The sequence below is a fragment of the Burkholderia pyrrocinia genome, assembly GCF_001028665.1.
GTDB classification, from domain to species: domain Bacteria; phylum Pseudomonadota; class Gammaproteobacteria; order Burkholderiales; family Burkholderiaceae; genus Burkholderia; species Burkholderia pyrrocinia.
On sequence record NZ_CP011503.1, the window covers coordinates 1,551,621 to 1,572,246 of the forward strand.

General features: G+C 68.9%; 20 protein-coding genes. 7 read left to right on the forward strand and 13 right to left on the reverse strand.

The genetic code is table 11. The annotated features are described in order from the left end of the window. Positions 1-23: 23 nt before the first annotated feature. The 3 genes from ABD05_RS07105 (at position 24) to ABD05_RS07115 (ending at position 2,849) form a co-directional block, all read left to right on the forward strand. The gene (locus ABD05_RS07105) at positions 24-755 is read left to right on the forward strand and encodes a glutathione S-transferase family protein (protein WP_047899546.1); all 732 of its coding nucleotides are present in this window, start codon (positions 24-26) and stop codon (positions 753-755) included. A 122-nt stretch (positions 756-877) separates the two neighbouring features. Beyond that, entirely contained in the window at positions 878-1,501 is a 624-nt protein-coding gene (locus ABD05_RS07110; protein WP_047899547.1) for a DUF2239 family protein, read from the forward strand. Positions 1,502-1,517: 16 nt separating this feature from the next. Then, positions 1,518-2,849, forward strand: coding sequence for a carotenoid oxygenase family protein (locus ABD05_RS07115; RefSeq protein ID WP_047899548.1), 1,332 nt, complete (start codon positions 1,518-1,520; stop codon positions 2,847-2,849). A gap of 13 nt (positions 2,850-2,862) precedes the next feature. Here the strand turns inward: ABD05_RS07115 and ABD05_RS07120 are convergent, their stop codons facing one another. From ABD05_RS07120 to ABD05_RS07135, 4 genes are read right to left on the reverse strand one after another with little or no spacing between them, the layout of a single operon-like run. After that, on the reverse strand, positions 2,863-4,029 hold the full coding sequence (locus ABD05_RS07120) for an ABC transporter permease (RefSeq protein WP_047899549.1): 1,167 nt from the start codon (positions 4,027-4,029) through the stop codon (positions 2,863-2,865). A gap of 8 nt (positions 4,030-4,037) precedes the next feature. Next, positions 4,038-5,192 (reverse strand): ABC transporter permease, encoded by a 1,155-nt coding sequence (locus ABD05_RS07125; protein WP_047899550.1) that lies wholly within the window; start codon positions 5,190-5,192, stop codon positions 4,038-4,040. A gap of 21 nt (positions 5,193-5,213) precedes the next feature. After that, positions 5,214-5,912: an ABC transporter ATP-binding protein gene (locus ABD05_RS07130; protein WP_047899551.1), complete on the reverse strand. Its 699-nt coding sequence runs from the start codon at positions 5,910-5,912 to the stop codon at positions 5,214-5,216. 7 nt (positions 5,913-5,919) lie between these two features. Further along, complete coding sequence (locus ABD05_RS07135) at positions 5,920-7,125, reverse strand: efflux RND transporter periplasmic adaptor subunit (RefSeq protein ID WP_047899552.1); 1,206 nt, start codon at positions 7,123-7,125, stop codon at positions 5,920-5,922. 400 nt (positions 7,126-7,525) lie between these two features. Here ABD05_RS07135 and ABD05_RS07140 point away from each other — a divergent pair, with 400 nt between their 5' ends. Continuing rightward, a complete protein-coding gene (locus tag ABD05_RS07140; protein WP_047899553.1) occupies positions 7,526-7,765 on the forward strand; it encodes a hypothetical protein in 240 nt (79 codons plus the stop codon). 77 nt (positions 7,766-7,842) lie between these two features. Here the strand turns inward: ABD05_RS07140 and ABD05_RS07145 are convergent, their stop codons facing one another. Continuing rightward, positions 7,843-8,601, reverse strand: coding sequence for a Mut7-C RNAse domain-containing protein (locus ABD05_RS07145; protein WP_047899554.1), 759 nt, complete (start codon positions 8,599-8,601; stop codon positions 7,843-7,845). Positions 8,602-8,690: 89 nt separating this feature from the next. Here ABD05_RS07145 and ABD05_RS07150 point away from each other — a divergent pair, with 89 nt between their 5' ends. Further along, positions 8,691-9,560, forward strand: coding sequence for an NAD(P)-dependent oxidoreductase (locus ABD05_RS07150; RefSeq protein ID WP_047899555.1), 870 nt, complete (start codon positions 8,691-8,693; stop codon positions 9,558-9,560). 79 nt (positions 9,561-9,639) lie between these two features. After that, complete coding sequence (locus tag ABD05_RS07155) at positions 9,640-10,281, forward strand: LysE family translocator (protein ID WP_047899556.1); 642 nt, start codon at positions 9,640-9,642, stop codon at positions 10,279-10,281. 95 nt (positions 10,282-10,376) lie between these two features. On the opposite strand, the gene ABD05_RS07160 is transcribed toward ABD05_RS07155, so the two are convergent. Further along, entirely contained in the window at positions 10,377-11,660 is a 1,284-nt protein-coding gene (locus ABD05_RS07160; RefSeq protein ID WP_047899557.1) for an MFS transporter, read from the reverse strand. 96 nt (positions 11,661-11,756) lie between these two features. Between ABD05_RS07160 and ABD05_RS07165 the strand changes: the two genes are divergently transcribed. Continuing rightward, the gene (locus ABD05_RS07165; protein WP_047899558.1) at positions 11,757-12,686 is read left to right on the forward strand and encodes a LysR family transcriptional regulator; all 930 of its coding nucleotides are present in this window, start codon (positions 11,757-11,759) and stop codon (positions 12,684-12,686) included. 184 nt (positions 12,687-12,870) lie between these two features. Here the strand turns inward: ABD05_RS07165 and ABD05_RS07170 are convergent, their stop codons facing one another. The 7 genes from ABD05_RS07170 to ABD05_RS07200 all read right to left on the reverse strand — a co-directional run bounded on the left by ABD05_RS07170 (position 12,871) and on the right by ABD05_RS07200 (position 20,373). Beyond that, positions 12,871-13,704: an OmpW/AlkL family protein gene (locus ABD05_RS07170; protein ID WP_047899559.1), complete on the reverse strand. Its 834-nt coding sequence runs from the start codon at positions 13,702-13,704 to the stop codon at positions 12,871-12,873. A gap of 18 nt (positions 13,705-13,722) precedes the next feature. Next, positions 13,723-14,964 carry a DUF2957 domain-containing protein gene (locus ABD05_RS07175; protein ID WP_047899560.1) on the reverse strand — a complete coding sequence of 414 codons (1,242 nt, stop codon included), beginning with the start codon at positions 14,962-14,964 and terminating at the stop codon, positions 13,723-13,725. Between the two features lie 140 nt (positions 14,965-15,104). Beyond that, positions 15,105-16,526, reverse strand: coding sequence for a DUF2957 domain-containing protein (locus tag ABD05_RS07180; RefSeq protein WP_047899561.1), 1,422 nt, complete (start codon positions 16,524-16,526; stop codon positions 15,105-15,107). Between the two features lie 430 nt (positions 16,527-16,956). Further along, positions 16,957-17,907: an N-acetyl-gamma-glutamyl-phosphate reductase gene (argC, locus tag ABD05_RS07185; RefSeq protein WP_047899562.1), complete on the reverse strand. Its 951-nt coding sequence runs from the start codon at positions 17,905-17,907 to the stop codon at positions 16,957-16,959. A gap of 154 nt (positions 17,908-18,061) precedes the next feature. Next, entirely contained in the window at positions 18,062-18,634 is a 573-nt protein-coding gene (locus ABD05_RS07190; RefSeq protein ID WP_047899563.1) for a flavodoxin family protein, read from the reverse strand. 218 nt (positions 18,635-18,852) lie between these two features. Next, positions 18,853-19,446: a YbhB/YbcL family Raf kinase inhibitor-like protein gene (locus ABD05_RS07195; protein WP_047899564.1), complete on the reverse strand. Its 594-nt coding sequence runs from the start codon at positions 19,444-19,446 to the stop codon at positions 18,853-18,855. Between the two features lie 240 nt (positions 19,447-19,686). Then, positions 19,687-20,373, reverse strand: a complete 687-nt coding sequence (locus tag ABD05_RS07200) for an orotate phosphoribosyltransferase (protein WP_047899565.1) — start codon at positions 20,371-20,373, stop codon at positions 19,687-19,689. Positions 20,374-20,626: the final 253 nt, after the last annotated feature.

The window sequence follows — 20,626 nt, forward strand, 5'->3', positions numbered from 1 at the left end:
TTCAACTTCCGCGGAATACCCCGATGTCCCCGATCCTTCTCTACGGCATTCCCGCCGGCTGCTCGTTCGGCTCGATCGTCGCGCTCGAATGGGCCGGCCATCCGTACCGGCTGTCGCGCATCACGATGCCGGGCCTCGTGACGAGCGACGCGTTCCTCGCGCTGAACCCCGTCGCCGAGACGCCGGCGTTCGTGACCGCGAACGGCGACGTGCTGACCGAAAGCCTCGCGATCCTCGGCCACGTCGGCGCGCAGGCGCTCGACAGCGGCCTCGCGTTCCGCCAGGGCAGCGCGGATTTCGACCGGCTGAACCGGATGCTGGCCTGGTTGAACACGACGTTCTTCAGCGCGTTCGGCGCGCTCTGGCATGTGGTCGAACACGGCAGCGAAGGCGCCGAGAAAGCGGCCTTGCAGGCATACGGCCGCGGCAAGGTGCTGAAGGCGCACCGGCAGCTCGAGGCGCTGCTCGCGCGAGGCGAGGGCCCGTGGCTGCTGGGCGCGCAGCGCACGCTGGCCGACGCGTACTTCGCCGGGCTCGCCCGCTGGGCCGACTATCACGCGGTGTTCGAGCGCGATGCGTTCCCGCGCATCGCCGCGCTGCGTGCGCGGCTCGCCGACGACGCAGGCGTGCGCTTCGCGCACGCAGTCGAGGAAAACCTGCCGCTGCCGGCGTCGTCGGCGTTCGAAGGGCATGTCTCGCTCGACGATGTGCTCGCCAGCGCGCGTGGCCTGGCGATTCCGGCCCGGACGATCTGATCGCGCAATGCGGTCGCCCAAAGGGCGGAGTGCTGGCGATATTTTTACCCGGATGATATTGACATCCATTTATACCCGGATAAAAATAACGCCATTCCGATTCCTGCCCGCGGGCGACCACGATGACAACCTCCACGCTTCTTCCTTCGTACACGGCCTTCGACGGCCACCGGCGGCTCGCGTCGGGTCCGCTCGCGACGGTTGCGCTCGCGGCCATGCAAGCCGGCGATGCAATGTCCGGCACGATCCTGATCTTCGACGACGCGACGGGCCGCTCGATCGACCTCGACCTGCGCGGCACCGCGGACGATATCCGCGCGCGTTATGCGCCGCCGCCGGGCGACGCGCCCGGTGCCGCCGGCGAGCCGGCCGGCGCGGGCGAACAGCGCGGCCGCGGCCGGCCGAAGCTCGGCGTCGTATCGCGCGAGGTCACGCTGCTGCCGCGTCACTGGGAATGGCTCGGCGCGCAGCCGGGCGGCGCGTCCGTCGCGCTGCGCAAGCTCGTCGAGGACGCGCGGCGCACGCATGCGGCGGCCGACCGGCGCCGCGACGCGCAGGCGCGCGCGTACCACTTCATGTCGGCGATGGCGGGCGACCTGCCCGGTTTCGAGGAGGCCGCGCGGGCGCTGTATGCGAACGACCCGGCGCGGCTGGCCGAGCTGATCGCCGGCTGGCCGGACGACGTGCGCGACCATGCGCTCGCGCTGGCGCGCGGCGACCTGCCGCCGTCCATCGAAGACTGCTGACGGAACGCCCGACGCGATGACCGCATTCGACCTGAACCGCGGCGCGATCGCGCCGGTCGCCGACGAAGTCGACGTCGTCGACCTGCGCGTGACCGGCGCCATCCCGCGCGAACTCGACGGCACGCTGTTGCGCAACGGCCCGAATCCGCCGGGCGGCCGCTTCGAAGGGAACGACGTGCTGTCGTGGTGGCCGGAAGCCGCGATGCTGCACGCGATCGCGTTCGAAGGCGGCCGCGCGGCCGGCTACCGGAACCGCTGGACGCGCACGCGCCGCTGGGCCGCCGTCCATGCGCCCGCGCTGGCGCCGCAGTTGCCCGACACCAATCCGAACGTGAACGTGCTGCAGCGCGCTGGCGAATTGCTCGCGCTGGCGGAGGGCGGCGCGCCGTTCGCGATCACCGCCGCGCTCGATTCGCTCGGCGTGTCGGAGCGGCATGCGGGCTTCGACGGCGGGATGACCGCGCATCCGAAGGTCGATCCGGAAACGGGCGAGTTGATCGCGTTTCGCGCGGACTGGCGCGCGCCGTGGCTGCGCTATGGCGTTGTCGATGCGCAGGGCGTGCAGCGCGTCGACATCGCCGTCGACTTGCCCGCGCCGTCGATGATGCACGACCTCGCGATCACGGAAACCCGCAGCCTGCTGCTCGACCTGAACGTCGGCTACGACTTCTCGATGCTGAAGCTGGGCCACCGGATGCCGCTGCGCTGGCACGACGACCGACCCGCGCGCATCGGCGTGATCGCGCGCCACGGCGGCGAGGTCCGCTGGTTCGGCATCGAGCCGTGCTTCATCCAGCACGTCGTGAACGCGTACGACTGCGACGAATCGTGCATCGTGCTCGATGTGGTGCGCTATCCGTGGTTCCTGCGGCTCGACGCGTGCACGGGCCGCTTTGCCGACAACCCGGTCGGCGAGCTGTGGCGCTACGTGATCGATACGGCGCACGGGCTGATCGACGAAGGGCCGCTCGCCGACGGCGGCATCGAGCTGCCGCGCATCAACGAAAGCCGCACGGGGCGCCGCTACCGCTATGTGTATGCGGCCGAGCAGCCGAACCCCGCGGAAATGCGCGGCGTGATGCGTTTCGACCACGCGCGCGGCACGACGACGCGCTACGCGGTGCCGGCCGGCGACCAGAACGGCGAGCCGGTGTTCGTGCCGCGGCCGGGTGGCGTCGACGAGGACGACGGCTGGCTGCTGGTGGTGGTCTACCGCGCGGCGACGGATACGAGCGACGTCGTGATCCTCGATGCGCGCGCGATCGACGCGGGGCCGGTTGCGACCGTGCACCTGCCGCGCCGCGTGCCGGCCGGGTTCCACGGCGCGTGGGTGCCGCGCGTGCGCTGAGCGGCCGTGCGCGTCACTGCGCGCGCAGCGCGTCGACGATCTTCAGCCGCGCGGCGCGCATGGCCGGCAGGAATCCGCCGACGAGCCCCATCACGAGCGAGAACAGCAGCGTCTTCACGACGATCGCGGGCGTCAGCACGAAACGGAACGACAGGTCCGCGAAGGTCTGGAAGTTGGTCGTCGAGAACGACGCGAACTGCATCAGCGACGCGCACGCGAGCCCCGCGACGCCGCCGACGAAGCCGAGCAGCAGCGCTTCCAGCAGGAACGCGGCGAGCACGTTCATGCGCTTGAAGCCGAGCGCGCGCAGCGTGCCGATCTCGGCGACGCGGTTCGCGACCGACGCATACATCGTGATCATTGCGCCGATCATCGCGGCGATCGAGAAGATCGTCGACAGCGTGATGCCGAGGATGTTGATGAATTTCGACAGCGCCTTCGACTGGTCGCCATAGAAGGTCTGCTCGCGCTTCGCCTCGTCGGTCAGCCGCGGGTCGACGTCGATGTCGGCCTTGAAGCGCGCGAAGCCGTCGGCGCTCGGGATACGCAGCACCATCGACGAGTAGCTCGTGCGCCGGAACGACTGCATCAGCTGGTCGACGTCGCCCCAGATCTCCGAATCGAAGCCGCTGCCGCCCGCGTCGAAGATGCCGACGATGGTCCAGTCGCGCTGCGCGAAATGCAGGCTGTCGCCGAGCTGCGTGCCGCTGAAGCCTTTCGCGATCGCGCTGCCGACGATGATCTCCGACGAGCCGGGCACGAACATGCGGCCGGCCACCCGCTTCACGTGCGGGCGCAGCGCGAGGCCGGACGGCGACACGCCGCGGATCACGACGTTCGACGGCTTGCCGCTCGACGTCTTCACGAGCGAGATCAGCACGACGGCTTCCTTCGACACGAGCGGCCGTCCGTCCGGGCCGAGCGCGACGGCCGGGTGCATCTCGAGCGCGTTGGCCTGCTGGTGGTCGATCGAACTCTGGATCTCGGTTTCGGCACCCTTGCGGATCACCACGGCGTTGTCGGGTTCGCCGGTCGACACGAGCGTCTGCGTGAGCCCCGCGTCGAGCATCTGCACCGTCGCGAACACGAAGATCACGAGCGCCATCCCGCCCGCGGTGAGCGCGGTAGTGAGCCGCCTGGTCCACAGGTTGCGCGCGATGTAGGTGAGCGGGATCGTCATGCGCGTGCCTACCCGATCGCCCGCAGGCCTTCGACGACGCGCACGCGCGCCGCCTGCCATGCCGGCACGATCGCGGCCGCGACGCCGACCGCGACCGAGCACGCGGCCTGCAGCGCGACCGTCTCGGCCGACACCCTGAACACCGGGAAGATGCCGCCGGCCGCCTGCTTGAACAGGCTCGCCGCGGGCGGTGTCGCGAAGATTCCGAGCCCGCCGCCGGCCACCGCGATCACGACCGATTCGCCGAACACGATCAGCGCGAGGAAGCCGGGGCCGAAGCCGAGCGCCTTCAGCGTCGCGTATTCGGACGTGCGTTCGCGGGCGCTCATCGCCATCGCGTTGGCCATCACGGCCATGATGATCAGGATCACCACGTACGACACCAGTCGGATCGCCGCGATGATCTGGTTCGACATCGCGACGAAACCGAGCTGGAAGGCCTGCTCGGTTTCGGTCAGCGTCTCGGCGAGCGAGTTCTTGAACACGGCGTCGACGTCGCGCGCGATCGTCGCGCCGTCGTCGAGGTTCGCGACGCCGAGCACGAATACGCCGACCTGGTCGGCCTGCTTCGGCGTGCGCTGCCGCACCGTCTCGTTCAGGTAGTCCCAGTGGAACACCAGCTGGCGCGTGATCGTCGAATCGTCGCGGCCGTCGAGGATCCCGCGCACGACGAAGTCCCACGTGCCGGGATAGATCGTGCCCTTGAGCGGGATCACGTCGCCAATCTTGAAACCGAACTGCGTCGCGAGCTGGCGTCCGACCAGGCAGCCGCGGCGGTCGCGGTTATAGTCGGCGCGCTGCTGCGCGGGCAGGACGAATTCCGGATACAGGTCGAGATAGTTCTCCGACACCGCGAAGCTCGCGAAGAAGTTCTTCGGGTCGCGATAGATGCCGCCGAACCAGTTCGAGCGGACCACGGCCGTCACGCCGTCGACGCCGCGTATCCGGTTCTCGTAGCTGACGGGCAGCGGAAACACGAGCGAGATCGCGTTGCGCGTGACGAGCCGCCCGCTGGACGCGGCGGCCGCGCCCGCGTACCACGCGTCGACGACGGTATGCAGCAGCCCGAACGCCAGCACCGCGATCGTGAGCCCGAGCACGGTCAGAAGCGTGCGCAGCCGGTGCCGCAGCGCGTTGCGCGCGATCAGCTTCAGCACGTACATCGCGCGCGCTCCCGCAGCCGGTCAGCCGGCGTGCCCATCGATCAGCTCCCCTTTTTCCAGATGCACGAGCGACTGCGCGGCGCCGGCCGCGTGCGCGTCGTGGGTCACCATGATGATCGTCTTGCCGAGCTCGGCGTTCATCCGCTGCAGCATCGCGAGCACGTCGGTGGCCGACGCGCGGTCGAGGTCGCCGGTCGGTTCGTCGGCGACGATCAGCACGGGATCGGTGATCAGCGCGCGCGCGATCGCGACGCGCTGCTGCTGGCCGCCCGACAGCTCGGACGGGTAATGGCTGGTCCGGTCACTGAGGTTCACCATGTCGAGCACCAGCTCGACACGCTCGCGCCGCTCGCGGCGCGACAGGTGCGTGAGCATCAGCGGCAGCTCGACGTTCTCGTACGCGGTGAGCACCGGCATCAGGTTGTAGAACTGGAAGATGAAGCCGACGTTCGCCGCGCGCCATTCGGCCAGTTGCGCCTCCGCGAGCTGCGAGATGTCGAGGCCGCCCACGCGCAGCTCGCCGCTGTCGGGCCGGTCGATGCCGGCCACCAGGTTCAGCAGCGTGCTCTTGCCGGAGCCCGACGGCCCCATCAGCGCGACGAAGTCGCCTTCGCCGATATCGAGCGTGATGTCGGTCAGCACGGGCACGATCTGGTTGCCGCGCCGGTACGACTTCGCGACGTGGCTGATCTCGACGAGGGGTGGCGGCGCGTCGTTCACGCTGGCGCTACTTCTTCGCGACGGTCACTTGCGCACCGTCCTTCAGCTTCGCGCCCGGCGCGAGCACGACCGTGTCGCCGGGCTTCACGCCGCGGATCGCGACGAGTTCGCCGATCCGCATGCCCGTCGTCACGGCCGCCGCGCGCACGGTGTCGTCCTTCACGACGAACACGACCGGCCGGCCGTCGCGCTCGACGACCGCGCTCGCCTGTACGGCCGTCACCGGCTGCCGGTCCTGCGCGGACACGGGCTTCGACAGGAACGCGATCTTCGCGCTCATGTCGGGCAGCACGCGGTCGTCGCGGTCGACGAAACGCACCTTCACGAGCACGGTCGCCTTCGAGCGGTCGACGGTCGGCACGATGCGCGACACGCGGCCCGCGAAGCGCATGTCGGGCAGTGCGTCGAGCTGGATCTCGCACGGCTGCTCGGCGCGGATCTTCGCGATGTTCGATTCGGCGACGTCGGCCTCGACCTCGAGCGTGTCCATGTCGGCGATCGTCACGACCGCGCCCTTGCTGTCCGACGCGGACGAGAACGGCGTGATGTTGTCGCCGACGTTCGCATGCTTGGCGAGCACGATGCCGTCGAACGGCGCGCGGATCACCGTCTGGTCGACCGCGACCTGCGCGGCCTGCGCATTGGCGTCGGCGGACGCGATCGCGGCCTCGCCGCTGCTGAGCGACGCGCGCGCCTTGTTCACGCGGGCCGTATCGATGTCGAGCTGCGCGGCCGGCACGGCGCCCCTCGGCGCGAGCGCCGCGGTGCGGCGGAACGCGATTTCGGCGTCCTTCAGCTCGGCCTGCTGCACGCCGAGGTTCGCGCGGGCGACCTTCGCCTGCGCGAGCGCCTGTGCCCGCGACGCCTCGACGTCGCGGCTTTCGAGGCGCGCGATGATTTCATCCTTCCTCACGCGCGTGCCCTCGAGCACGCCGAGCCATTCGACGCGCCCCTGGCCCTTCGACGCGACCGCGGCCTTGCGCTGCGGCACGACGTAGCCGGTCGCATTGAGTTGCGTGTCGTTCTGGTACGGGTAGGCGGACGTGACGGACGTGGTTTCGACCGTCGGCCGGTCGGTGAGTGCGACCCCGGCGACGATCGCGACGACGGCGATCGCGGCGGCGACCGCATAACGGACCCACCGGCGCCGGCGTGGCGCCGGTGCGATCGGACGCCGGTCGATTTTCAGTTTGTCCAGATTGTGATCGGGCAATTTGAGCGCCTCGCGACGGCGGCGGTCTGGCGACCGGCCGCGATCCGGTTTCCGGGGAAAGGGACGGATGGACGCCCAGTATAGCGTCGCGGGGAAGGGCGCGAGAGCCGGTCTGCGGAGCCGCCGCGGCCGCTGGCGGGCGGGTCGCGCGATGCCGGATACGCGTGCCGGGCGATGGGAAAACGGCGTCCTCGGGGAAAACCCGAGAGGCGCAAGCCGCGTGTCAACTTGCCGCGAAGGCGGCGCGTTATGGAGCCAGTACGTCAGTCTTTGTCGCGGCGAAACGGCGCAAGCCGGCCGTCCGGCGGCGACCGGAAACCCCGGCGCGACTGGCGTTCCGATGCGAATGCCTCGCATCTCTACCGGTACGTTTGACTTTTTCTCCGCTAAAGGAAGAACAATGAAGAAGACGCTCGCTTCGATCATGACCGCAGCATTCGCACTCGCATCGGTTTCGGCATTCGCACAGGAGGCGGCATCGGCGCCGGCAGGCGACGCGATGGCTCCCGCTTCGGCACCGATGAAGAAGGATCACAGCAAGCCGAAGCACCAGCTGAAGCAACACGGTTCGGCCAAGGGCAAGGCAAAGGCCGCAGCTGCTTCGGCTGCTGGCACGAACGACAAGGGCGCGGCAAACTAAGCGCTTCGCCCGCGGCCGGCATTGCCGGCCGTCCGTCGAAAAACCCCGCATGCTCCGGCATGCGGGGTTTTGTTTTTTCAGGCGTCGCCGGGGCCCGACAGAGGCGCCGGCGCGCGCATCGCGTCGACGACCGAACGCATGCGCCGCCAGTGCGAGCCTTCCCAGAACACGCGCCGGCATACGTCGCACGCGGCGAAGCGCCGGTGCCGCTGCCGGACACCGTCCGGCACGCGCGGCGCGGCAGCGGCCGCGTCGAGCGGATGCAGCGGCGCATTGCAGCGCAGGCACAGCCGGAACGGCCGCATGTGCGGCGCGAGATCGAGCCGCTCGAACAGCTCGCGCAACTGGTCGGCCGGCTGCAGCGCGTGCAGGTAGCAGCCCCGCGCGACCGCGCGCCGCTTGAGCAGCTCGCGGTCGCGGGTCAGCACGATCCGGCCCTCGCGGCCCGCGAGCGCCGCGAGTTCGTCGTCACGGTAGTGGTTGTCGTAGCAGGTGTCGAAGCCCGCGAGGCGCAGCAGTTGCGCGAGGCCGCCGAGATGCGCGTCGGCGACGAAGCGCCATTGCTCCGGGTGCGGTGCGGTTGCGCCGTTCGCGGCCGGCTGCGCGCGCTCCGGAAAGGCTTCGACCCGGTCGCCGTCGCCGAGCGGGCGGTCGAGCGCGGCCGGCGCGTCGTTCACGCGGAGCCGGCCGATTTCGGTATGCGGGACGCCGAGCGCCTCGATCGCATGCTTCACCGTCGCATCGCGCGCGCACGGGTGCCCGAACGCGCGGTCGCGCTGCGCGCGCGGGAGAAAGGCGTTCAGTTCGCCGTGGAAGCGGAAGGTCGCGGTCGCCATTCGTGCAGTATCGCACCGCGCCCGGCCGGCGCTGCAGGCGGCCGGCATCTGTGTTTAACTCGCGGCTTCACCGAACGAAGGAGCGGGCAATGGATCTCGGGTTTATCGGGCTGGGCGAAATGGGGCAGGCGGTTGCGACGAACCTGCTGAAGGCGGGCCACACGGTGCGGGTCTGGAACCGGTCGCGCGAGCGTGCCGAGCCGCTCGCGGCATTCGGCGCGCAGATCGTCGACACGCCGGCCGACGCGTTTCGCGGCGACGCGGTGTTCTCGATGCTCGGCGACGACGCGGCCGCGCGCGCCGTGTTCGACGATGCGTTGCTCGCGCAGGCGCCGCGCGGCCTGATCCACGTGAACATGGCGACGGTGTCGGTCGCGCTCGCCGAATCGCTCGCGCACGCGCACGCGTCGCGCGGCATCGACTACGTCGCCGCGCCGGTGATGGGGCGGCCCGACGTCGCGGCCGCCGCGCGCCTGACGATCATGGCGGGCGGCCCGGCCGAGGCGATCGACCGCGTGCAGCCGCTGTTCGACGCGATCGGCCAGAAGACCTGGCGGTTCGGTTCGCTGCCGCAGCACGCGAACATCGCGAAGATCGCCGCGAACTTCACGCTCGCGTCGGCGATCGAGACGCTCGGCGAGGCGTCCGCGCTGCTCGGCGCGCATGGCGTCGCGATGCGCGACTTCCTCGACGTGATCACGAACAGCGTGTTTCCGGGGCCCGTCTACGAAGGCTACGGTTCGATGATCGCCGAGCGGCGTTACGAGCCCGCGCGCTTCAAGGCACGCCTCGGGCTGAAGGACGTCCGGCTTGCGCTGGAGGCCGGCGATGCCACGTCGGTGCCGCTGCCGGTGGCGAGCGTCGTGCGCGACAACCTGCTCGACGCGCTCGCGCACGGCGGCGGCGAACAGGATTTCGCGGTGCTCGGCGAAGTCGCGCTGCGCCGCGCGGGCCGCTGATCCCGGGCGCGACAGAAGCGTGGTGCGCCCGGCATAATCGCCGTTTCGTCTTTCTTCTTTCTTTCACGCAGAGGCAGGCATGAACTTGCATACGTGGTGGCTTTTCGTGGCGACGGTGTTCGTCGTGTCGGCGATTCCGGGCCCGAACATGCTGCTCGTGATGACGCACGGCGCGCGGCACGGGCTGCGGCGCTCGTCGTCGACGATGGCCGGCTGCCTCACCGCGCTGGTGCTGATGCTGTCGGTGTCGGCGGCGGGCCTCGGCGCGGTTCTCGAGGCATGGCCGGCGATGTTCAACACGCTGCGCTTCGCGGGCGCGGCCTACCTGGTCTATCTCGGCGTGAAGGCGTGGCGCGCGCGCGTGGACGACGACGCGCCGGCCGCCGACGTCGAAACCGTGTCGCGCCAGGCTGCGTCGGCATCGCGCTGGACGCTGTTCCGCAACGGCTTCCTGGTCGCGGGCAGCAACCCGAAGGCGATCCTGTTCGCGGCCGCGCTGCTGCCGCAGTTCATCAACGCAGCCGAGCCGACGCTGCCGCAATTCGGCATCCTCGTCGTCACGTTTGCGGTGATCGAGGTGAGCTGGTACCTCGTCTACGCGTCGTTCGGCACGCGCATTGGCGCGACGCTGAAGAGCCAGAGCGTCGCGAAGATCTTCAACCGGCTGACGGGCGGGCTGTTCGTCGGCTTCGGTGCGATGATGGCGCTGGTCCGTCACTGATTTCCGGCTGACTCAGGCACGCTCAGGCACGCCGAACGCCCCGTCCCTCGCAAGAGGGCGGGGCGTTCGTCTTTTCGCGTCCGCTTCACGTCCGCCTACGCGCGCGGTCGGGTCAGTGCCGCCGCGCCGGTCCGGCGTCCGGCCGAGAGCCCGAACAGGGCGGCCGCGCCGGCGAACGCAAACCCGACGCCGCACACCGCGCTCCATCCGCGCCAGGCCCACGCGCTGCCCGCGAGCGCCGCGCCGAGCGCGCCGCCGACGAAGAACAACCCGACGAACAGCCCGTTCAGGCGCCCGCGCGCGGCCGGATTCAGCAGGTTGATCTCGCGGCGGCCGATCGTCTGGTCGACGATGACGCCCGCATCGAGCAGCGCCGCGCCGCCGGCGAGCAGCGCCAGCGCGAGGCCGCGATGCGCATGCGCGTCGAAGCCGAACCAGCCGGCGCCCGCGATCCCGAGCACGACGAGCGCCGCGAGCATCGTGACGTGCGCGAACCGCTGCGCGGCGGGGCCGTGGCCGCGATCGCCGGCGCGGCCCGCGAGCGGCGTGACGATCGCGCCGCTGGCGCCAGCGAACGCGAACAGCGCGATCCCGCGCAGGTCGAGGCCGAACGGCGGCTGCGCGAGCCGCAGCCCGACGGCGGTCCAGAACGCGCTGAACGCGGCCATCGCGAGCGCGGCCGACAACGCATGCCGGCGCAGCACCGGTTCGTCGGCGAGCAGGCGCCCCATCGACGCGAGCAGCGCGCGATAGCCGGCCGTGATCGACGGCGTGCGCGACGGCAGGCGCAGCGCGAGCACGACGGCGATCGCCGCGTTTGCGAGCGCGGCCAGCGCATAGAACGCGCGCCAGCCGGCCGAGCCCGCGATCAGGCTCGCGAGCGGCCGCGACAGCAGGATGCCGAGCATCAGCCCGCTCATCACGTTGCCGACCGCGCGGCCGCGCTGCGCTGCGGGCGCCATCGACGCGGCCATCGGCACGAGCATCTGGATCACGCTCGACGCGGCGCCGGCCGCGAGCGTTGCCAGCAGGAACACGGTACCCGACTGCGTGAACGCGGGCAGCGCGAGCGCGGCCGCGCACGCAATGAGCGTCGCGACGATCAGGCGGCGGTTTTCGAGCAGGTCGACCAGCGGCACGAGCAGCACGAGCCCGGCCGCGTAGCCCAGCTGCGGCAGCATCGCGACGAGGCCGGCGAGGCCCGGCGGCAGGTGCAGGTCGGCGCTGATCGGGCCCGTCAGCGGTTGCGCGGCGAACAGGTCCATCACGATCACGCCGACCGTCGCGGCGAAGAACAGCGTCATGCCCGCGCTCAGCGCGGGCGGCGCGCCGCCGGGCGTGCGAATGGCGGCGGGACAGGACTCGGCAGGGCAGTTCATCGGAAGCCTGGGAATGGGTCGAAGGAACTCCCATCGTAGGTGGCTGATGTTTATGCGACAATTGAAATATTTCTAACATGATTATGCGAGTTTGTTTTGAATACGCGTGATCTCCTGGCGTTCGTCGCGGTGGTCGACAGCGGGTCGATGGTCGCCGCGGCCGCAAAGCTCCATCTGACGCAGCCGGGCCTGACGCGGCGCGTGCAGAACCTCGAAACGCTGCTCGGCATGCCGCTGCTCGAACGGCAAAGCAAGCCGCTGAAGCCGACCGCCGCCGGGCGCGACGTCTATGCGCTCGCGCGCAACGTGCTGGGCGCGGTCGACGAGCTGATGGCGGCGGGCGCGCCGGACAGCGAGCCGTCGGGCGAGCTGCGCATCGGCGTCCCGCCGTTCCTGTCCGAACTGGCGCTCGAGCGGCCGATCGACCGGCTGCGCGACGCGTTCCCGCGCCTGACGCTGCGCGTGACGGCCGGCTGGTCGCCGGCGTTGATGCAGGGCATCGAGCGCGGCGCGCTCGACGTCGCGGCCGTGATGGTGCCGGCGAGCGCGGTGCTGTCCGACGCGTTCACCGCGACGCTGCTCGCCACGCAGCCGACGGTCCTTGTCGCCGCGCGCGACTTCCCGCTGCCGGACGGTCCGCTGTCGCTCGATATGCTGTCGGGTTTTCCGTGGGTGCTGAGCCAGGACGGCTGCGGGATGCGCTCGGCACTGAGCCGCGCGCTCGGTGCGGCCGGACTGCCGTTCGACGTCGCGGTCGAGGCGTTCGGCTCGGAGCTGCAACTGTCGCTCGTCGCGCGCGGCGCCGGCATCGGAATCGCTCCGCCGAACGCGCTGGCGCGCAGCGCGCATCGCGATGCGCTGAGGGTGGTGGAAACGGCGGGGCTGGAGACGCGGATCAACGTGTGGATCGTGCACGGCGCGCTGCCGGGCCGGCTGGTGCGGCCCGTCGCGCTGCTGCGCGACGCGCTGGCCGAGGTGCTCGACCGGGAGAACGGGAGGGGGTCAGATGCAGTGGACGCGAACTAGAGGCAGCATTCGAGGGAAAATCCTTATTTTCTCTACGGAAATGTTGCATTGCGGAAACCGATTCGCTATAGTTGTACCTGTCTCCTCCATGTCTCCTCTGATATGGATTCAGCCCGCCTCTTAGGCGGGCTTTTTTTTGCCTGCGATTTTGCCGCGGCTTTCCATTCGTCGTCCGTCGCCGGGCTCAGAATTTGTATGACATCCCGACGTAGCTGATGATCGGGTCGGCCTTCAGGTCCGATTTCGACTCGGCGAGCACCGAACCGTCGGCCGCCTTGATCGTCACCGTCGACGTCGTCTTCAGCGGGATGTACGTCACCGACGCGACCAGCCCGAAATGCTCCGTCATGTTGTACTGCAGGCCCGCGTTGAACACCGGCTGCCATGACGACGACGCCTTCGCCTCCACCGATGTCGTACCCGGCTTGCCCGCGCCCGCCGCGAGAATCGCGCCCAGGTTGTCCTGCGTCTGCTTGATGAAGTTCGTGTTGAGCTGCAGGTCGCTGAACCAGTTGTACGACACGCCGAGGCCGAGGAACGGCCGGAACTTCGCGGTTGCCTGCCCGAAGTAGTACTGCAGCAGCACCGCCGGGCTCCACTGCCGCACGCTCTTCACGATCGGGTTGACCGACGCCAGCCCGATGTTCTGCGTGCCGAGCGCGCCGGCCGGGCCGGGCGGCTTGATCGTGCCCTGGCCCGACACCTTGAACACCGGCGGCACGCCGGCCACCGACGTGACCGCGATATGGTCGGTCAGGAAGTGGCTGATCGTCAGGCCGACGGTGTCGGCGCCGCTCGTGCGCAACCCGGTGCCCGGCGACGTGAACGACGGCGGCAGCCGCAGCGGTGTGTTGATCGGCGTCGGCGCGACGTTGGTCGTCATCGGCGTGCTGCTCTGCTGCGGCATCACGTGGAACCAGCCCAGCGTGACGACGTTGCTGCCGGCGCTCTGCGCGTGCGCCGCGAGCGGCGCCAGCGCGGCGGCGCCGGCCGCCGCGCAGAGAAGGGTTTTCTTCATCACGGCTTTCCCCTCCGCTTACTGGACGAACGCGCCGATCGTGAAATACGGCGTCGATCCCGCGTTATCGAGGAAACCGAACACGCCACCCGAGAAGATGAACTTGCCGGTCGGCGATGTGCTGCCCGAACCCGTGTGGATCGTCGTGACCGTGCCCGGCACCTTCTGCGTGTAGTCGAGGTCGAGCACTCGCGTGAGCGACGCCTGGGACGGCTGGAACGGATCGAGCAGCGTCGCCTGGGTGTTGATCAGCGCGGTGGTCCGGTAGTTGAACTCGCTGTCGACGCCGATGTACTCGCCGTTCTGCGAGCCGGTCGCGATCGCCGTCTGCGGCGCGAGGATCGAGATGCTCGATTCGTCGTCGGCGGTGAGCCCCGGCACGCCGTTGCTGTTGGGCGTCGGGTTCGGGTTCGCGACGCCGGTGCGCACGAGGATCGGCACGAGCTGGTTGCGCAGCTTGCCGACGATCATGAAGCCCTTGCCCTGCGGCGTTGCCGACAGCGTCGGCTTCAACTGGCTCTGGTAGTTGTTGGACTGGAACGCGCCGCTGCCGTCCGCGGACTGCACGAAGTTCGTGCCCTGCTGCGTGCACGCGCCGCCGGCGAACTGGCCGGTCGTGTCACACTTGGTCCACGAGCCGTCCGCGTTGATCGTCACCTTCGCGTCGATCGACGCGGGCGCGAAGTTCTGCGACGGCACTTCGCCGAAGCCGACATGGCTGTAGGTGCCCGCGACGTTCGCGATGTTGGTCTCGATCGACGAGAAGCCGATGAACGGGTAGTACGGGAATTTCGTGTCGGGCACCGCGGCCTGGCCGAGCACGCCGCCGAACTGGATTTCCTTGCCTGGAATCGTGCCGCCGGCGACGCCGAAGCCGACGAAGATCCGCGCCGGGCGCGTCGCGTCGAGGCTCGCGCCGTTCAGGCGGAACGCGCACTGGTTCAGCTTGTTGGTCGGCAGCAAAGTTTCCTGCGTGAGCGTGCCGCTGTCGACGGTGCCCGCGCGGGTCGGCACGACGGTGCCGGTCGTTTGCGGAACGGCCGATTCGACGTACGTAACCTGCCAGGTCATCTTGGTCGTGTCGAGCTGGACCTTGGCGAGTTCGCCGCTGCCCGCGCCGCCCGTAAACACGGTGCTGTAGTCGAGCGACGCAGGGCAGAGCCGGTCTTCGACGAGCGGGGGCGGGTTGTCGCTGCCGCCGCCGCATGCGGAAAGAAGGGGGGCGGCAAGGGCCGCCGCCAGAATGAGGTTGCGCTTCATGTTGCTCCTCCAGATTTGTCTTGTGCGGCGGCCAGCTCCCTGTCGGCCGCTTCTGTTACTTGTGCTCGTGCTGCGTGCGCTGTGCCATGCGCTTCGTCCGTCGCGCGGCGGCGGGCGTGCCGCCGCCGCGTTCCCGATCGCTACTTGCTGATCTGCGCGCCCACGCCGAAGTACGGTGTCGACGAAGTCGTCGAGTTCGCCGACGTCGCCGTGACGCCGCCGTTCACCGTGCCCTGCACGAGTGCCGCGTACAGCCCGCCCGTCGCGATCACCACGCCCGAAGTGGACGGGTAGGTCGCGCCGCTCGGCGGCGTCGTCGTCGCGTTCAGCAGACCCGGCGTCGCCTGGCCGTAGTCGAGCGTGAAGCCGTCTTCCTCGGCCTGCGTGGTCGGGTTGATGAACGACGCGTTGCTGCCGCGGATCAGCGCAGCCGTGTACTTGAAGTTCGAGTCCGCGCCCGCGTAGCCACCGTCGATTGCGCCCGACGTGATCGCCGTCGCCGCGCCGAGCACCGCGATGCCCGATTCGTCGTCGACCTGCGCGTCGGTGTGCAACGGCGGCGTACCGAGCTTCACGTTGCCCGTGCGCACGATCACCGGCACCGTCGCGCCGTTGAGCTGGCCGATCACCATGTGCGCGGTCGCCGACTTGCCGGTCGCGCCGACGATCGGCAGTTGCGTCTGCGGCAGCGTCTGCGGTGCCTTCGTGCTGTCGAAGTAGCCGCCGTTCGCGCTGGTTTTCCACGGGTCGCCGGTCGTCTGGCAGCCGCCCGAACCGGTCGACGTGCATGCGCCGTTCGCGTCGAACGTCTCGCTCGAGTTCGATCCCTTCGTCGCGTAGTTGCCCGACGGCACGAGGTGGTAGATCAGCGCGTTGTACGTGCCCGGCAGCTTCGACAGGTCGGTCGTCGTGTTCGCGAAACCGAGGAACGGATAGAAATCGAAGTGGCGGTTCGGCACCTGGCCGACGTTCTGCACGATGCCCGGGATGATCGTCAGCCCGTCGTACTGGATCGTCGCGCCGGGGATGCCGCCGCCCGCGACGCCCATGCCGACGAGCAGCATCGGCGGGTTCGCCTGGTTGAAGTCGGCGGCCGTCGAATAGGTCGAGCCGTCCGGCGCGGGGCCCGTGCCCGGCGTGAGGACGAACGCGCAGCGCGTCTGCTCGGCGGTCGGCAGCGTGCCGGTCGGCGGGTGGATGACCTTGCCGGCGATCGTCGTGCCGACGCGGCTGGGCGTGACGGTGCCCGTCTTCAGCGGAATCGGCGATTCGAGCCACTTGAGCGTGTACGTCATCGCGACCGCGTCGATGTTGACGCTGACGATCTCGCCGCTACCTGCACCGCCGAGATACGTGCTCTTCACGATGTCGGCGTTGGCCGGACACAGTGAACCGTTGACGGGTTGTGACGGCGGCGGCCCTTGCGTGCCGCAGCTCGATCCGGAACATTGGGGCGCGTTGATCGGCGCGGGCGCGCCGCCGGAATCCCCCCCACCACATGCAACCAGGAAAGGGGCAATGGCAAAGGCCGTTGCCACCCCCTTCGATAAGGCGTGCGACATGCCGCTGTCTCCAATCGTTTAATTGTGCGAGCTAATGTCGCTGCCTGGATTTTTGCTGTCAATTGATGAACCCGTCTAAAAAAGGCGATTGAAACGGGCGTCGTGTTTTGAATCCTTGTCCGACATGGAATTCGGTAAGAATTAAAACGGGCGAGGGGCTGCCGAAAGCTTCCGGAGTGGGGGATGTGCCACGCCCGGCAGGCTGTCGAAGGGCCTTCCCGCGTATAACGGCAGCGTTTAAAGCAACGGTATCCGGTTTATCCCTATTCGGGATTGACTGGAGAAAGAGGCGGGGAGTTAATTCACTGGTAATCGCGCAATTGAAAGCTTGTAAATATTTGTAAATGCGCGAACAGGATTTTATTTATTGCCTGATATGGGTAAATAAAAAGCCGGCCAGCGGCCGGCTTTGCATCGCAGGAGAGGATGATCAGCGCGCGAGGCCCGCATCCTCGGCTGCGCCGATGCTGAGGTTCATGCACTGGATCGCGGCGCCCGACGCGCCCTTGCCGAGGTTGTCGAGGCGCGCGACCGTGACGAAGCGCTCTTCGTTGCCGAACACGAACAGGTCGACGCGGTTCGTGTCGTTGTTCGCCTGCACGTCGAAGAAGCCGCCGTCGAGGTTCGCGTCCGCGTTGAACGGCGCGACGCGCACGAACGCTTCGTCCGCGTAGTACTCGGCGAACACGCGCTGCACGTCCTGCGGCGTCGCGCGCTTCGCGAGCTGTTCGGGCGTGAAGTAGGTCGTCACCGCGAGACCCTTCAGGAACGGGCCGACGATCGGCGTGAAGATCGGCGGGTTCGCGAGGCCCGTGTGCGCGGCCATTTCCGGCAGGTGCTTGTGCGTGAGGCCGAGCGCGTACGGGCGCGGGCTCGCGAGCTTGCCGCCCGGCGCCGCGTTCTCGTAGTCGGCGATCATCGACTTGCCGCCGCCGCTGTAGCCGGTGATCGAGTAGCTGTGCGCGGCGAACGTCGGCGCGACGATGCCCGCATCGACGAGCGGACGCATCGCGAGCACGAAGGCCGACGCGTGGCAGCCCGGCACCGCGATACGCTTCGACGTGCGAATCTTTTCGCGCTGCGCGCGGGTCAGTTCGGGCAGGCCGTAGGCCCAGTCGGCGCTCGTGCGGAACGCGGTGCTCGCGTCGATCAGCGTCGTGTTCGGGTTCTCGACGAGCGACGCCGATTCGCGCGATGCGACGTCCGGCAGGCACAGGAACGTGACGTCCGACGCGTTGATCAGGCGGCGGCGCTCGTCGACGTCCTTGCGCTTCGCTTCATCGATACGCAGGATCTCGATGTCGTTGCGTGCCGACAGGTATTCGAAGATCTTGAGGCCGGTCGTGCCTTCCTGGCCGTCGACAAAAACTTTGGTGCTCATTTCGCTCTCACTGAATGAAACGGGGGCCCGCGCCCGGAAACCGCCATTTTAAGACGTCATCCGGCGGGCCTGTACCGCGCGGGGCGAAAAAAAGACGGCCGGCGGGCCGTCTTGTGTCCCTTTGACGCCCGCCGGCGCGGGCGGCGGTGCGGGCTCAGCGGCTGCCGGCAACCCAGCGTGCGGTCGCTTCGGCGACGCGCCGGCCAAATGCCTTCCCGGTCTCGAGGTCGCCCGGCAGCGGGCCTTCGTCGGGCGTCGAATCCGCCGGCGACTGCGCGAGCAGGCCCGTGGAGCCGCCGAGGTAGTTGATGTCGTTGCGCGTGGCCGCCTTCGAGTTGGCCGGCATCAGGCTCGTGCCGACCCACACCATCCCATGTTGCATCGACAGCGTGACGAAATATTGAATCGTCGAGAACTTGTCGCCGTTCATCGTCGCGGAGTTCGTGAAGCCCGCGGCGATCTTGTCCTTCCATTTCTGCGTGAACCACGCTTTCGACGTCGCGTCGGCAAACTGCTTGAACTGCGCCGACGGGCCGCCCATGTAGGTCGGCGCGCCGAAGACGATCGCGTCGGCCGCGTCGAGGGCGGCCCAGCCCGCGTCGTCGAGGTCGCCGACGGCGATCAGGCGTACGGTTGCGCCGGCGTCCTGCGCGCCCGCGTGAACGGCCTCGGCCAGTTTCTGCGTGTGACCGTAGCCGCTGTGATAGACGATGACGATGTTCGACATGAAGCGTTCTCCGGAAAGGGGCGGGAACGGCGGCCGCAGCGGCCTGCCGCGTCGCGCGTCGCTGGCGGGCGGCGCGACCGATGCGCGACGTGTGTGCCGCGACCGGTGACGTCGAGTCTAGCAAGCCGAAATGACGGGAAAACGTGTGCGTGCGGCGCACTGAACTTCGCGGCGGCCGGCAATCGCGGCGCGGCGGCGCGTGGTGCCCGCTACTGTCGTCACTGCCCGTAGTTGACCGTGAATTGCGCGGTACCGATCGCGAGCGTGCCGATCTCGTGCTCGAACATCGGCGCGGGGCGGCCCTGCGCGACGCGCAGGTCGCTGCCCTTCAGCGCGTAGACGGTGATCACGTAGCGGTGCGGCTTGCCGGGCGGCGGGCACGGGCCGCCGTAGCCGTCGATCCCGAAATCGTTGCGCGCCTCGCTCGCGCCGATGCGTCGCAGGAAGCCGGATGCGCTCGCGTCGGCGGGCAGGCTCGTGACCGTGGCCGGGATGCCCGCCACGGCCCAGTGCCACCAGCCGTGCCCGGGCGCGTCGGGATCGAAGATCGTGACCGCGTAGCCGCGCGTGCCGGGCGGCGGGTTGTGCCAGGTGAGCTGCGGCGAACGGTTCGCACCCTTGCAGTCGCCGCGGTCGAACACGTTCGCGGCGCGGACGCGCCCGCCGGGCGTCAGGTCGTCGCTCGACACGGTGAACGGGGCTTCCGCATGCACGGGCAGCGCAGCGAAGACGGCGCAACAAAGGAGGAGGGCGAGGAACGGAGACGGGCGACCCGATGGCGCAGGCGGAGTGATCCGGCGATCCACACGCATATGGCGCTTCTCCCGTCACGTGGGCCGGAACGATGCTCCCGGCGTTGTTGGCGTTGTGCGTTGCCTGCGTCGCTGATGGCGGCGATGGATCAAGTCTAGCATTAGGGTTCGATGAGCGATGCACACCGCGACCCGAGGTCGCGACCGGTTGTTGCGCGAGTCGATGGACGAAAAAAAGCCGCCTGCGATGAAGCAGGCGGCTTTTTTAGCCAGGGCGCCGGCATGCGTGCCGGCGCGGCGTCACTCCTGGGCGCCCGTCGCGCCGCCGTGCGCAGCCGACCACTCGGCCGGCGCGTGCAGGAACTTCTCGACTTCGTCGAGCGTCTTCGTCTCGAAGTAGCCCGATGCCTTCGCGACGCGCAGCACGTCCCACCACGTCGCCAGCGCGTGCAGGTCGACGTCGATGTCCTTCAGGACCGACATGCTTTCCTTGAAGATGTCGTAGTGGAACAGCACGAAGCAGTGGTTCACCGTCGCGCCCGCGGTGCGCAGCGCGTTGACGAAGTTGATCTTGCTGCGGCTGTCGGTCGTCAGGTCTTCCACCAGCAGCACGCGCGAGCCTTCTTCCAGATGGCCCTCGATCTGCGCGTTGCGGCCGAAACCCTTCGGCTTCTTGCGCACGTACTGCATCGGCACCATCATCCGGTCCGCGATCCACGCCGCGAACGGGATGCCGGCCGTCTCGCCGCCCGCCACCGCGTCGATCTGCTCGAAGCCGATGTCGCGCGTGATCGTCGTTTCCGCCATTTCCATCAGCGCACGGCGCACGCGCGGATACGAGATCAGCTTGCGGCAGTCGATATAGACGGGGCTTGCCCAGCCGGACGTGAAGATGAACGGTTTTTCGGCGTTGAAGTGCACCGCCTGCACTTCGAGCAGGATTTTGGCGGTCGTATCCGAGATCGACTGACGATCGTAGCCTGTCATGGGCATTCCTTGGGTGTTGAGCGAGGATCGGGCGCGGGCCCGGTGGCGCAGCAAGGGGAACCTGCCCAGGGGGCCGGGGCGCGATCGGAGGGCCAATCGCATCGCTGCGCGCGTAGCCCGCTATTTTACCCGATTCAGGCCGCTTTTCGGCGGAATTCGCGCAGGTTCGCGGTGCGGCTCACCACCGGCGAAACAAACGGGGACCGACCGCTTGCACCCCGATGCCGGGGATGCGGCGCTGCACCAACGCGCG